The sequence below is a fragment of the Lysinibacillus sp. BF-4 genome (assembly GCF_000743635.1).
In the GTDB taxonomy this organism is placed as follows: Bacteria; Bacillota; Bacilli; order Bacillales_A; family Planococcaceae; genus Metalysinibacillus; species Metalysinibacillus saudimassiliensis.
In genome coordinates this window covers 23,572-37,149 of record NZ_JPUW01000028.1, presented here as the reverse complement: position 1 = coordinate 37,149, position 13,578 = coordinate 23,572, and the positions used below count along the sequence as shown (strand labels likewise).

Genomic DNA, 13,578 nt, shown 5'->3' with positions numbered 1-13,578 from the left:
ACATTCCTTGAGGATGAGAGACTTCTTTCGGAAAGCCGTTAAATTTTCTTTTATTATTTCTTTTAGTTTAACAAATATGATATTCTTATTTGCTTCTGAAAGCTTATGGGACAAGGATTCACTTTTTTATTTGATATGAAGTAGCTCTTTTAATTCTATAGCTGCTGGGCAATTTTGCAGGGCGATAATACGTTCCATAGGAAAGTATACTTTATGGTCGCGCTGCACACGGCCTGTAATTGCGTCTACAATGGTTGATTTACGAGACAGCTCTAACTCTTTACCATTTTTCATTTCTAAAAAGATGGGTTCTCGTACTTTTTCTTCGCCAGGGCGGTAAAAGTCATACGGCAAATCAGCTGTTGTATCATGAACAAAATAATACGTTGGGTCAATACCCACCTCATGAAACAGCTCCTTTAAACGCTCATACTTTTGTAACTCTTCCCCTGGATTGAAGTCTACATAGTGAAACAATCTGCGATTAATAAAGCGTGTGCTTAAATCACGTAAAATCTCATCTTCTTCATGTGACCACCACTGGAAGTAAGTTAGCACGACACTCTCATCTAGCGCAATATAATCCTCTAACGTAATGTCACCTACAAAGAAAGAAGCAAAAGGAAACGGTTCTTGTTTAAAAGCGTAGCCTTCTTGATATAATTTACGTGCTCGTTTTAATGTATTATTTAAAATCATTTCGGCGCTACGGGAAATTGGATGGAAATAAACTTGTAAGTACATTTGATAGCGACTCATAATATAATCCTCTACCGCATGCATACCACTTTCTTTAATCACAATTTTATCCTTACGTGGACGCATCACGCGTAGTATGCGCTCCATATCAAAATGACCGTAACTCACACCCGTATAATATGCATCACGTTGCAAATAATCCATACGGTCCGCATCGATTTGGCTCGATATTAAACTTACGACTAGCGGGTCCTTATATTTTTTTTCGATTACTTGAGCTACCTTCTCTGGAAAATCATCAGCTACTTTACGCAACACAGCATTGACCTCAGTATCTCCGAGTAAAATATAGCGCGTATACTCCTCGTGATCTAAACCAAATACATTTTCAAACGCATGAGAAAATGGCCCATGCCCTAAATCATGAAGCAATGCCGCGCAAAGTGTAAGTAAGCGCTCTTCTTCATGCCAATGCTCACGTCCTTGAAAGATGTCATCTACAATACGACGAATAATTTCATACACACCTAATGAATGATTAAAGCGACTATGCTCAGCTCCGTGAAACACAAGATATGTAGTGCCTAATTGACGAATGCGACGTAGGCGTTGAAACTCGCGTGTACTAATTAAATCCCAAATCACTAAATCTCTAACATGTATGTAACTATGGACAGGATCCTTGAAAACTTTTTCTTCTCGAAGCTTTGTTTGCGCGTAGCTCATAAACCTTCCCTCCAATGCAAATTTATACTTTCTTCTATTATATATACAAAAAAGGCTATCTCACAACCGAGATAGCCTTAAAATATGAATTAAACTGGATTTACACCGTGTTTGCGGTCAGTGAAGGTTGTATATTTTGACATATACAGTGGTAAACGTGTCGCTAGAGCCTTGCGTAAATCATTTGGCTCAATCACATCATCAATAATTAATTCGGATGCTAGGCGGTATACATCAATCTCTTGTTGATACTCCTTACGCTTATCCGCAATAAATGTTGCACGCTCCTCTTCTGGTAGCTCTGCAATTTTATTAGCATATACGGCATTCACTGCAGCCTCTGGTCCCATTACAGCAATTTGTGCACCAGTTAAGGCTATACAGCAGTCTGGCTCAAAGGCAGGCCCTGCCATAGCATACAATCCTGCACCGTAAGCTTTACGTACAATAACGGTTAACTTAGGCACTGTTGCCTCGCTCATCGCAAAAATCATTTTAGCGCCGTGACGAATAATCCCCACCTTCTCTACTTGCGTACCAATCATAAAGCCCGGTACATCTGCTAGGAAAACAAGTGGGATGTTAAAGGCATCGCATAATGAAATAAATTTAGCCGCCTTATCTGCTGAGTCATGGAATAATACGCCACCCTTTGCGCGCGGCTGATTAGCAATGATGCCAACAGGTTGCCCATCAATACGACCGAGCCCTGTAATCAGCTCTGGTGCAAACAATTTTTTTACCTCACAAAATGAATCTGCATCAATCAAACGGTCAATCAACTGATACATATCAAATGGTACATTTTGATTTTTAGGAATTAATTCATCAATCGTTTTTTCAAAATCTGCTGGTGGCTGTGGTGCACTTACTGGGCTTTTTTCTGTGTAGTTGCTTGGGAAGTAGCTCAAATATTTACGCGCATATGTTATAGCTTCTTCTTCAGACTTAGCTAAAACATCACCACAACCTGATATTGAGCAATGCATTTTAGCTCCCCCCATTGTTTCAAGGTCAACTTTTTCGCCAATAACCATCTCTGCCATTCGTGGTGAACCTAAGTACATGGACGCGTTGCCCTCCACCATTACGACGATATCACAAAAAGCTGGGATATAGGCGCCACCTGCTGCCGAAGGACCAAATAATAAACAGATTTGCGGCACTTTACCACTCATCTTCACTTGGTTATAAAAAATACGCCCCGCGCCTCTGCGTCCTGGGAACATCTCAAGCTGGTCTGTAATACGTGCACCTGCTGAGTCAACAAGGTACAGCATTGGACAGCGAAGTTTTTCTGCTGTTTCTTGAATACGAATCATTTTTTCGACGGTACGCTTGCCCCAAGAACCTGCTTTGATTGTAGAGTCATTAGCAAGTACACAAACCGTACGCCCGTTTACTTTACCAATCCCCGTTACTACACCATCTGCTGGTAAGTCACCTGCTAAGCAATTGGCGTAAAGCCCGTCCTCTGATTGTAAGCCATCATCTAATAACATAGCTAAACGCTCACGCACAAACATCTTGCCCTGCGCGGCATTTTTTTCATGATATTTTGGCTTACCTCCTTGTAAAATTTCTTCCTTCATTGTTGTGTTAGTTACTTCGCTCATGTCCAATTCCTCCCTTTGTATTATTCCCCTTTGTATTGTGGTGCTCGTTTTTCGCCAAAGGCAACAAGCCCTTCAATACGATCCTTTGTTGGAATCAGCGCATCATACGCCAATGCTTCAATTGCTAAACCTGTTTGTATGTCTACTTCATAACCTTTATTAATTGCCTGTTTTGCTTGCATTAATGCCAGTGGTGCATTTTGAGCAATAGTGTGTGCTAAGCTAAGTGCCCCTTCTAACGCATCATCGCAAACTTTTTCGACAATACCATGTGTAGCCGCTTCAGATGCTGTTAAGCGTGCTGCACTATAAATTAATTGTTTTGCTTTCCCTAAACCAATCAAACGTGGCAAGCGCTGTGTACCTCCTGCACCAGGTATAATAGCGAGTGAAGTTTCGGTTAAGCCTAACTTGGCATGCGTTTGCGCTACGCGTAAGTCACACGCTAAGGCTAGCTCAAGCCCTCCCCCAAAAGCGACACCATTAATCGCCGCAATCACAGGTTGAGGTATTGCCTCTACCTTATTCACAGTTTGACCAATTAAGCGCACTGCTTGCTTTACTTCTGGCTCACTCATGCCACGGCGCTCTTTTAAATCTGCACCTGCACAAAATGCCTTACTACCTGCACCTGTCAAAATCACAACGCGGATATCATGGCGTAGCGCTAATGCATCCACTACTGTCGCTAACTGTTCTAGTAATGCGCGTGACATAGCATTCGCCGCTTCGGCACGTTGTAGCGTAATACAACCAATATGCGGGGCTACCTCTTCAAACGTTACTAACTCCGTCATTGCTCTACCTCCTGATGCCGCTTGATTTCCATTTGTTTCGAGTTAAGCGGTTTAGTTAATTTTTGCTCAATAAAACTCGCCGCTGCTAATACACGATCCATTTGCACACCCGTATGAATGTTCATTTCGTCAAATAAATATAATAAGTCTTCTGTTGCGACATTACCTGACGCGCCTTTAGCATACGGACAACCGCCTAAGCCGCCAATCGCGCTATCAAATGTCGTAATGCCCATCTCCATAGACTTCACCACATTTGCCATCGCTGTACCTCTTGTATCATGAAAATGCATCGCAAGTGTATCAGCCGCATAATGTGGTAATAAATGCGCAAGCAATGCTTCGACTTGTGTAGGCACGCCAACACCAATCGTATCGCCAAGTGAAATCTCATCTACACCCATCGTAAATAATGCGTCCGCTACCTCACGTACTTTTTGCGGCGCAATAGCTCCTTCATAAGGGCAACCAATTACCGTAGAAATATAACCCCTTACGCGCAAGCCTTCTCGCTTTGCTTCCTCCACGACTTCCCGTAACACAGGGTAAGTCTCATGAATGGATTTATTAATATTATTTTTATTGTGACTCTCACTGGCAGACATGAACACACTCGCCTCATCAATGCCTACGGTAAGTGCTCGCTCCAAGCCACGCTTATTAGGGATAAGCGCCGCATACGTAATATCTTGCTGTCGTTTAATAGTAGCAAGCACCTCCGCAGCATCAGCTAATTGCGGAATCCATTTTGGGTGCACAAACGAAGAAACCTCGATATACGAAAGCCCCGAAGCACTCAATAAATCAATGAGCGCCACTTTATCTGCTGTTAAAATTGTCGCTTTTTCATTTTGTAAGCCGTCTCGTGGGCCCACTTCCTTTAGTACAACGTGTTTCGGTATGTGCATATCGCATCCTCCTTAGCTAATCTCTACTAAATCATCATCCACATTAATAAAATCACCTTCGTTGGCAATAATTTTAGTAACTGTGCCATCCTCCTCAGCCGCAATAGGAATCTCCATTTTCATTGACTCTAAAATTGCAACGTCTTGACCTGCTGTTACTTGATCACCTTCTGCCACTAAAATCTTCCATACTGTTCCTGCCATACTCGCTTTTACTGTCGCCATAATAAATCCCTCCAAAAGTTACTTTTGTAATTGTGATAAATAATAATGCTCTACAAACTTTGTTGTTGTATTACCTGCTAAAAAGGCTTCGTGTGATACTGTTTTTAGCAGCATTGGAATATTAGTTTGAATGCCTTCTATCACAAACGCTTCTAACGCTTTAATTAAGCGCTCGCAAGCTACCTCTCGCGTCTCACCCCAAACAATTAACTTACTAATCATAGGGTCATAAAACGGTGTTACAGCTCCACCTTCATACACACCACACTCATTACGCACACCGTCGCCTGTTGGTAATGCTAATTTGCTAATCGTGCCAGGGGATGGGAAGAAGTTCGTTGGGTTTTCAGCATAAATACGGACTTCAATAGCGTGTCCATTTTGGTTGATTGTCTCGCGCGTAAATCCAAGCTTGCCGCCTGATGCCACAATAAGTTGCGCTTCAACTAAATCTACCCCTGTAATTTCTTCCGTAACAGGATGCTCTACCTGTAAACGCGTATTCATTTCAAGGAAATAAAAATTTTGCTCATCATCCACTAAATACTCAATCGTACCTGCATTCACATAACCAATATGCTCAACGGCTTTCACTGAAGCATCAAGCATTTTTTGACGCGTTGCCGCTGAAATAAATGGTGATGGCGCTTCTTCCACAACTTTTTGGTTGCGGCGCTGTATTGAGCACTCACGCTCAAATAGTGGCACAATCGTTCCATGCGTATCTACGATAATTTGTACTTCGATATGATGTGCCTCAGCAATAAATCGCTCCAAATACATCGTACCTTCACCAAAGAAAGAAGCCGCACGCTTTTGATTGCCTTCAAACGCCTGTGTTAAATCTTTTTCACTTTCTACGAGTTGCATGCCAATACCACCGCCACCAGCCGATGCTTTTAACATTACGGGGTAGCCAATGCCTGCTGCAATTTGCAGTGCCTCCTCTGCATCCTTCACAGCTGTCTCTACGCCTTCAACAATAGGAACACCCGCCGCCTTCATCGTTTTTCGTGCTTCTAGCTTACTGCCCATCGAAGCAATGACACCTGCGCTTGGCCCAATAAAGGTTAAACCTGCTTGCTCACACGCCTCAGCAAAGCTTGCGTTTTCAGATAGTAAACCGTAGCCTGGGTGAACGGCCTCAGCGCCGCTCTCCTTTGCTACTTCCAAAATACGTGCGATATTTAAGTAACTCTGTGCTACAGGAGGCTTACCAATGCAATAAGCTTCTGTTGCTTCTTTGACATGCAGTGCCTCCGCATCCGCTTCAGAATATACTGCTACTGTTTCAATACCTAAGCGTTTACATGTACGAATAATGCGGCGCGCAATTTCGCCACGGTTCGCAATCAATACTTTTTTAAACATCGTTATCCCCCCATATTTTGTGAAATAAATGCATCACGCAACTTAAATTTTTGGATTTTGCCCGATGCTGTCATTGGGTATTCTTCTAAAAATTTAATATAGCGCGGTATTTTATAGCGCGAAATTTTATCTTGGCAATACGCGCGTACTTCTTGCTCTGTTAGTTGCTCGCCTGGCCTTGGAATAATCCATGCCACAACTTCCTCGCCGTACTTTTCGTCAGGTACACCTGCCACCTGTACATCAAATACTTTAGGATGTGTATATAAAAATTCCTCAATCTCACGCGGGTAAATATTTTCACCGCCACGAATGACCATATCTTTTAAACGTCCTGTAACTCGCACAAACCCTTGTTCATCCATCGTTGCAAGATCGCCTGTGTGCAGCCAACCATCATCATCAATCACATTTGCTGTTTCCTCTGGGTTGTTATAGTAACCTTTCATGACATGATAGCCGCGTGTGCATAACTCGCCTTGGGTATTGCGCGGTGCTTCGTCGTTAGTGCCAGGCACTACGATTTTCACTTCGAGATTAGGTAATGCGCGTCCAACAGTTTCGACCTTAGCTGTAAAATCATCGTCCACACGCGTTTGCGTAATTACAGGCGATGACTCTGTCTGCCCATAGCAAATGGTAATGTCTGTCATCCCCATCTTATCAATGACCGACTTCATCACTTCTACTGGACAAGTTGAACCCGCCATTACACCCGTTCTTAGTGAACTCAAATCATAGTTCGAAAAATTCGGTGAATTTAACTTACTAATAAACATCGTTGGCACACCATGTACTGCTGTACATTTTTCTTGCTCAATTATTGCCATTACAGCATCCGGCGAAAACTCCTGTACAGGTAGCATTGTGCCGCCTACTGAAGTTATAGCGAGCGTGCCAATAACACAACCAAAACAGTGGAAGAATGGGACGGGAATACATAAGCGATCCTCTTGTGTAAGATTCATACACTCTGCAATATTCATGGCGTTATTTACCAGGTTAAAATGCGTTAACATAACGCCTTTTGGAAAACCCGTTGTACCTGATGTGTATTGAATATTAATTACATCGTCATAGTGCAACGTAGCATGACGCTCATCAAGCGCTGCATCACTAATTTTTTGCGCACCTATTAACAAATCATCCCATGTTAAAACACCGCTACCTTCGTAATCGCCAATAACAATTACACGTTTTAATAAGGGCAAACGTTTTGACTGTAAATTACCTGGCTCACTATCCTCAAGCTCTGGACAGAGTGCTTTAACTGTGTCAATAAAAGCGTGATCACGATACTGTGGCATTAAAATTAAAGTAGTTGTATCCGATTGCTTTAATAAATACTCTAATTCACTTTGGCGATAGTTGGTATTGACTGTGACAATTGGTGCTCCCATATAACCTGAGGCAAATTGTAACTGCACCCACTCTGGCACATTGCTCGTCCATACCGAAATATTTTCGCCCTTCTCAATTCCTAAAGACATAAGCCCCTTGGCAACTAAGCGGCACTGCTCATTAAATTGTTGATAGGTCATACGCAAACCTCGGTCCGCATAGACAAGCGCTTCGTGATTCGGGTTTTTTTTCGTTTGTTCTGCTAATAGTTGGCCAATTGTTTTATGCACTAACTCTGCCATTGAAAATCCCCTTTCCCTTCACTACATTCATTTGCCAATGACTTAACAACCAATTAAACGAGAAATTACAATGCGCTGAATTTCTGAAGTACCTTCGCCAATCTCCATTAGTTTAATATCACGTAAATGACGTTCCACATCATACTCCTGCATATAACCTGAGCCACCATGGATTTGGATTGCTTGATTACATGTACGGAAGCCCATCTCCGACGCAAATAGTTTAGCCATGGCCGCTTCACGCGCAAATGGTTTACCATTGTCCTTCAACCAAGCCGCCTTATGCACTAATGTACGTGCTAGCTCAATCTCCATCGCCATATCCGCTAATTTAAATTGGATTGCTTGAAATTTTGAAATTGGCGTACCAAACTGTTCACGCTCTTTAGCAAACTTTAATGCCTTTTCGTAAGCAGACTGTGCAATACCAACAGATAATGCCGCAATTGAAATACGTCCGCCATCTAATGTACTTAAGAATTGAGAAAAGCCGCGCTTCTCATCGCCTAATAAATTTTTTCGTGGTACACGTACATTTTGCAAAATAATTTCGCATGTATTAGAGCCACGCACACCCATTTTGTCATAGTTACAATTAATCGTTACGCCTGCAGCATCCGTTGGTACAATAATCGAAGAAATGATTTTTTTACCGTCTTCACGTTTGCCTGTCACTGCAGTAACAATAATTTGACGGGCATGGCCCGCGTTCGTAATCCAACATTTTTCGCCGTTAATAATATAATCATCACCATCAACTACTGCTGTTGTACGTGTGCCCCCAGCATCCGAACCAGCATTAGGCTCTGTTAAACCGAACGATCCTAGCGTTTCGCCTTTTGCTAGCGGTACGAGCCATTCTTGCTTTTGCTCCTCTGTACCAAAGTTATAAATTGGTGTTGCCCCAAGGCTAATAGCTGCTGCGTAACTCAAACCTGTACCCCCACAAGCTCGTCCAATTTCTTCAACAGCCAAAGCATAGGATACTGTATCTGCTCCTGCTCCGCCGTACTCCTCAGGAAATGGAATACCCATTAAGCCAAGTTCGGCTAACTTATGAAATGTTTCGATGCGCATCGTTGATGTTTGATCAACCTCACGTGCATATGGTGCGATTTCCTTTTCTGCAAAACTACGTACCGTATCACGAATCATTTTTTGTTCCTTTGTTAATTCAAAGTTCATACCCTTTTCCCCCTTGTTTTTATACCGACCAGTCGGTTTGTTTGAGTTAAAAAATAAAACCAGCGTCTATGTTTGCTGATTCAATACTATAATGCTTTGCCTCTTCGGCCCCTTGTTGTGTCACAATACTACGTAAAATCATATCAATAAAAATATCGGTGATTTGTGCCATTGTCATCGTGCCATCCTGCTTATACCATTTGTATGACCAGTTCACCATACCTGTAATGGATAGCGTAACAATAATTGGTGGTAATGCCTCACGGAAATCCCCGCTTTGCTGCCCGTCTACAATAACTTGTTGTAAAATCTTACGGTAAGCATCACGTTTTTGTGTAATAACTTCGCGATCACTGTCGAGTAGTGATTTGCTTTCGTCATAAAACACAGTAATATGTGCCTGGTAAGTGTGAAAGGCTGCGGTAAAAGAGTGTAACAACGCACATAATTTAGCAATTGGTGTAGTATAGTGCTCCTCTGTCTTCTTAGCTTCCTCTAACACATACGTAATAAAAATATCGTGAATCTCGTAAAGCAACTCATCCTTTGCTTTAAAGTGATGATAAAAACCACCTTTAGACGTACCAGCTTGCGCCACAATTTGATTAACACTCACGCCGTTATAGCCATGTACTTGAAATAATTGCAAAGCTGTATCAATAATCTCTTGCTTTAAATCCTTTTTCAACTGATTGCCCACTTTCGTTTTTGCTTGCGTTCACTATACCATCTACTTTTACAAAAACCAAGCGTTTAAGAGAATTTAAAATCTTTAAACAGCAAAATCAGCTATTTTATCACTCACAACATACGTAGCCTCTGTCTTTTGCTTAAGCTCCTCTAGCGTAATATCCGCGGCTTTTTCGACGAGTACCATGCCCTGCTCTGTAAAATCAAAAACAGCTAAATCTGTAATTAAGCGATGTACTACACCCTGACCTGTTAAAGGTAGTGTGCAACGCTTTTTCACTTTTGACTCGCCATGTTTAGAGACGTGCTCCATAATGACAATGACCTTTTTTGCGCCCTGTACTAAATCCATTGCGCCACCCATGCCTTTAACTACTTTGCCTGGTATCATCCAATTGGCAAGATCACCCTGTTCATCAACTTCCATGCCACCTAAAATAGCCAAATCAATATGCCCACCACGAATCATCGCAAATGATGCAGCACTGTCAAAATACGATGCACCTGGTACAGCTGTGACAGTTTCCTTACCAGCATTAATTAAATCTGCATCTAGCTCTGCCTCGGTTGGGTAAGGTCCAATGCCAAGTAAGCCGTTCTCTGACTGAAGTAAAACTTGATAATCTGTAGGAATTTCATTCGCGACTAGTGTTGGCATACCAATACCTAAATTAACATTCATGCCATCTTTAATTTCACGTACCGCAAGCTTTACAATCTGCTCTCTCATTTACTCCACCTCCCTTACTGTGCGTCGCTCAATGCGCTTCTCGTAACCTTGACCTACAATGACGTGTTGTACATAAACACCTGGTGTGTGAATGTGGTCAGCATCTAGTTCACCGACTTCCACTAGCTCCTCCACCTCTGCAATAGTTACCTTGCCCGCTGTCGCGACTAGCGGATTAAAATTACGTGCTGTTTTACGAAATACGAGATTACCTAGCTTATCTGCCTTCCACGCTTTCACTAATGCATAGTCGCCTGTAATCGCGCGCTCCTCTATATAAGTTTTGCCGTCAAATACTTTACGAGGTTTGCCATCCGCAATGGGCGTACCCACGCCTGTTGCTGTGTAAAATGCAGGGATGCCAGCACCACCTGCGCGAATGCGTTCTGCTAATGTCCCTTGTGGTGTTAGTTCAACCTCTAACTCACCACTTAAATACTGCTGTTCAAAAATTTTATTTTCGCCCACATAGGACGCTACCATTTTTGTAATTTGACGATTAGCTAATAAAATACCTAGCCCAAAATCGTCAACACCACAGTTATTACTCACTACTGTTAGCTCACGCGTACCTTTTGCTTGTATAGCCTCGATGGCCTTTTCTGGAATGCCGCAAAGACCAAAGCCACCCACTACTACTGTTTGCCCATCTTGTAAACCTTGCAACGCCTCATCAAATGATTGCTTTACCTTTGTCATACTAATGCACCTCCCTCTCGCTATGTTGTAAATTAATCGTAGCGTGTTTTTATCTATTAGAGAAATACATATATTGCATATTATTAATGCCTAATAGGCATATATTGTTGCCACGACCATACTTCTTCCCCCATTAAGTTTAGCCATTCTTTGAGTGCTACGGATTGGTAGCGCCCGTTTAAAGTCACGATACCTAAGTGCCACACTAGCGGCTCAGCTAGCGGAATAATTTTGACATTAGGATTAGCCTGCTTCTCATAAATTGCACGCGGTAAAATGGTTACACCTAAATCTAGCGCAATTAATTCCGTTATCAAATCCCACTGCGAACTTTTATAAGCTACCTTTGGTGTAAAACCCGCCTCCTCACAGGAGCGTAGGACAAAATCATGGAGCGCAAAGTCATCAGAAAAAATAATAAAGGGCTCCTGTTGCAACGCTGTAATTGTTATCAAATTTTTATTAGCAAGTGGGTGATTGATATGTACATAAGCTACAAAGTCATCATCCACAAAGCGCTCTGTTTTAAACGTTACATCATTAACAGGCAATACCATAAATCCTACATCCACCTTGCCAGAATGAATTAACTCACCAATCGTTTTTGCCCCGTGCTCAATAAGCTCAAGCGTAACCTGCGGAAATTTTTGATGAAATTTTTTCGCAATCTCTGGAAAAAACAGTGTACCTATTAATGGTGGTATGCCAATCCGAATTGTGCCACGTTGCACGTCACGCATATCTTGCAGGCTACGGTCGAGCTCCTGCTTTGTATCAACTATGCGCTTAGCGTAGGTATAGACTACCAACCCTTCTTCTGTAGCTGACACACTACGTGTCGTGCGATGCAATAACTTAACATCTAGCTCCTCCTCAAGGCGCTTAATACTTTTACTAAGCGTTGGCTGTGACACATACATCACAGCAGCTGCCTTAGTATAACTTTCTTGTTCTACCACACACATAAATAACTGTAAGTCTCGTAATTCCATAATAATCCCTCCCCTTTGCGCTCATTATAACGTTTTTTTTGCAAAAAAAGAAGACACTCTAGTAAGAGTGCCTCTAAAAAATTAATTGCGTTTTAATTTTACGAGCACTTTTTCCATAAGCTCGTCTTCTGTAAGTGCCGCAACTGGACGACTATTTACAAAGGTAAACGTCTTTTTACGACCTGGGCCACAATAAGAGTGACAGCCAATTTCGATGGTTGCATCAGGATCAATTTCCTTTAATTTTGGAATTAACGTCTTTAAATTAACGGCCTGACATTCATCGCAAACTTTAAATTCGTTTGCCATAGTAGTCAACAACCCTTTCTTTTTTATATTTTGCACACACGTATTTTATCGCACTTGGCGCACGCAAACAAGCGACTACTTTGCTAACATTTTTGCATTGCGTTCAATTACGCGTTGTAAATAAAAAGCATAGCGTTCATTTTCAGTCGCATTTAATGAAGCGACGCGTATTTCGCCAAGACGATTTAACACTTGTTGTACGCGTATCACCACATCTGCAACAGTTAATTTTAGCCCTAATAATTCGTTAATCGAAGCCATTACCGTTGGCTTGATCACGGGATACGTAAATTTAGTTGGCTCCCCTTGCAAACCTAGCTCATAAAAATCTCGAATAAGTGTTGCGCGTTCACTGCCACTTCCCTCAATACATAAATAAATTTGCACCGCTACACCTTGACGCAAACGACGCTGAGAAATGCCCGCAAATTTTTTGCCACCAATACTCAAATCATACGAACCTGGGCAATACGAGCCCTCAATTTCATAAGCCGCAATTTCTCCTTCAGGAAAAAGCAAACGCGTAAAAGCAAGCATTGCCTCATAACCATCATCAATAGACATTGCATTTGTTTGCTCTGAAAAAACCAGCGATATATTAAGTACACCTTCATCTAAAACAACCGCAAGACCCCCTGAGTTTCGCACAATAGGTTGATAGCCACGCGCCTCAAGTAATGCCATTGCCTCGTGCACATGAGGTAAACGATGGTCTTGTATGCCAAGCACAACGCTTGCCGCATGCACCCAAGTGCGTAGCGTTGGTGGCGACTGTAATTGCCCCACTAGCTCACAAAGTGTATCGTCCATCGCAAAGGACGTAAGTGGTGAAGTCGAAATCGCGCTAATTGATTGATCATACAAGCGCCAAACTGGTTGCGTTAATAAATCCATAATCGTTACTCCTTTTCACTTTAGCAAAATCTTTAAATTATCTGTTATGTACAATGTATGCTAAAATAAATAATGTAAGTTCCATTATACATTA

General features: G+C 42.0%; 14 protein-coding genes. All 14 read right to left on the bottom strand.

The window, feature by feature from the left end; genetic code table 11:
- Positions 1–126: 126 nt before the first annotated feature.
- The 14 genes from CH76_RS09625 to CH76_RS09560 all read right to left on the bottom strand — a co-directional run bounded on the left by CH76_RS09625 (position 127) and on the right by CH76_RS09560 (position 13,484).
- Positions 127–1,425 (bottom strand): HD domain-containing protein, encoded by a 1,299-nt coding sequence (locus CH76_RS09625; protein ID WP_036145461.1) that lies wholly within the window; start codon positions 1,423–1,425, stop codon positions 127–129.
- A gap of 89 nt (positions 1,426–1,514) precedes the next feature.
- Positions 1,515–3,041, bottom strand: a complete 1,527-nt coding sequence (locus tag CH76_RS09620; protein ID WP_036145458.1) for an acyl-CoA carboxylase subunit beta — start codon at positions 3,039–3,041, stop codon at positions 1,515–1,517.
- A gap of 20 nt (positions 3,042–3,061) precedes the next feature.
- On the bottom strand, positions 3,062–3,838 hold the full coding sequence (locus tag CH76_RS09615; protein ID WP_036145455.1) for an enoyl-CoA hydratase: 777 nt from the start codon (positions 3,836–3,838) through the stop codon (positions 3,062–3,064).
- On the bottom strand, positions 3,835–4,746 hold the full coding sequence (locus CH76_RS09610) for a hydroxymethylglutaryl-CoA lyase (protein ID WP_036145452.1): 912 nt from the start codon (positions 4,744–4,746) through the stop codon (positions 3,835–3,837). Before CH76_RS09610 ends, CH76_RS09615 begins: the two co-directional genes overlap by 4 nt.
- 12 nt (positions 4,747–4,758) lie before the next feature.
- Positions 4,759–4,971, bottom strand: a complete 213-nt coding sequence (locus CH76_RS09605) for an acetyl-CoA carboxylase biotin carboxyl carrier protein subunit (RefSeq protein ID WP_036145448.1) — start codon at positions 4,969–4,971, stop codon at positions 4,759–4,761.
- Between the two features lie 18 nt (positions 4,972–4,989).
- Positions 4,990–6,342 (bottom strand): acetyl/propionyl/methylcrotonyl-CoA carboxylase subunit alpha, encoded by a 1,353-nt coding sequence (locus tag CH76_RS09600; RefSeq protein ID WP_036145447.1) that lies wholly within the window; start codon positions 6,340–6,342, stop codon positions 4,990–4,992.
- 2 nt (positions 6,343–6,344) lie between these two features.
- Positions 6,345–7,985 carry an AMP-binding protein gene (locus CH76_RS09595; RefSeq protein WP_036145444.1) on the bottom strand — a complete coding sequence of 547 codons (1,641 nt, stop codon included), beginning with the start codon at positions 7,983–7,985 and terminating at the stop codon, positions 6,345–6,347.
- A gap of 42 nt (positions 7,986–8,027) precedes the next feature.
- A complete protein-coding gene (locus CH76_RS09590; protein ID WP_036145442.1) occupies positions 8,028–9,170 on the bottom strand; it encodes an acyl-CoA dehydrogenase family protein in 1,143 nt (380 codons plus the stop codon).
- A gap of 46 nt (positions 9,171–9,216) precedes the next feature.
- Positions 9,217–9,858: a TetR/AcrR family transcriptional regulator gene (locus CH76_RS09585; RefSeq protein ID WP_036145440.1), complete on the bottom strand. Its 642-nt coding sequence runs from the start codon at positions 9,856–9,858 to the stop codon at positions 9,217–9,219.
- A gap of 84 nt (positions 9,859–9,942) precedes the next feature.
- Entirely contained in the window at positions 9,943–10,590 is a 648-nt protein-coding gene (locus CH76_RS09580) for a 3-oxoacid CoA-transferase subunit B (protein WP_036145437.1), read from the bottom strand.
- The gene (locus CH76_RS09575) at positions 10,591–11,289 is read right to left on the bottom strand and encodes a CoA transferase subunit A (RefSeq protein WP_036145435.1); all 699 of its coding nucleotides are present in this window, start codon (positions 11,287–11,289) and stop codon (positions 10,591–10,593) included.
- 83 nt (positions 11,290–11,372) lie between these two features.
- A complete protein-coding gene (locus CH76_RS09570; RefSeq protein WP_036145434.1) occupies positions 11,373–12,281 on the bottom strand; it encodes a LysR family transcriptional regulator in 909 nt (302 codons plus the stop codon).
- Positions 12,282–12,362: 81 nt separating this feature from the next.
- Positions 12,363–12,590, bottom strand: a complete 228-nt coding sequence (locus tag CH76_RS09565) for a DUF1450 domain-containing protein (RefSeq protein ID WP_036145431.1) — start codon at positions 12,588–12,590, stop codon at positions 12,363–12,365.
- A gap of 75 nt (positions 12,591–12,665) precedes the next feature.
- Positions 12,666–13,484: a lipoate--protein ligase family protein gene (locus CH76_RS09560; RefSeq protein ID WP_036145428.1), complete on the bottom strand. Its 819-nt coding sequence runs from the start codon at positions 13,482–13,484 to the stop codon at positions 12,666–12,668.
- Positions 13,485–13,578 lie beyond the last annotated feature (94 nt).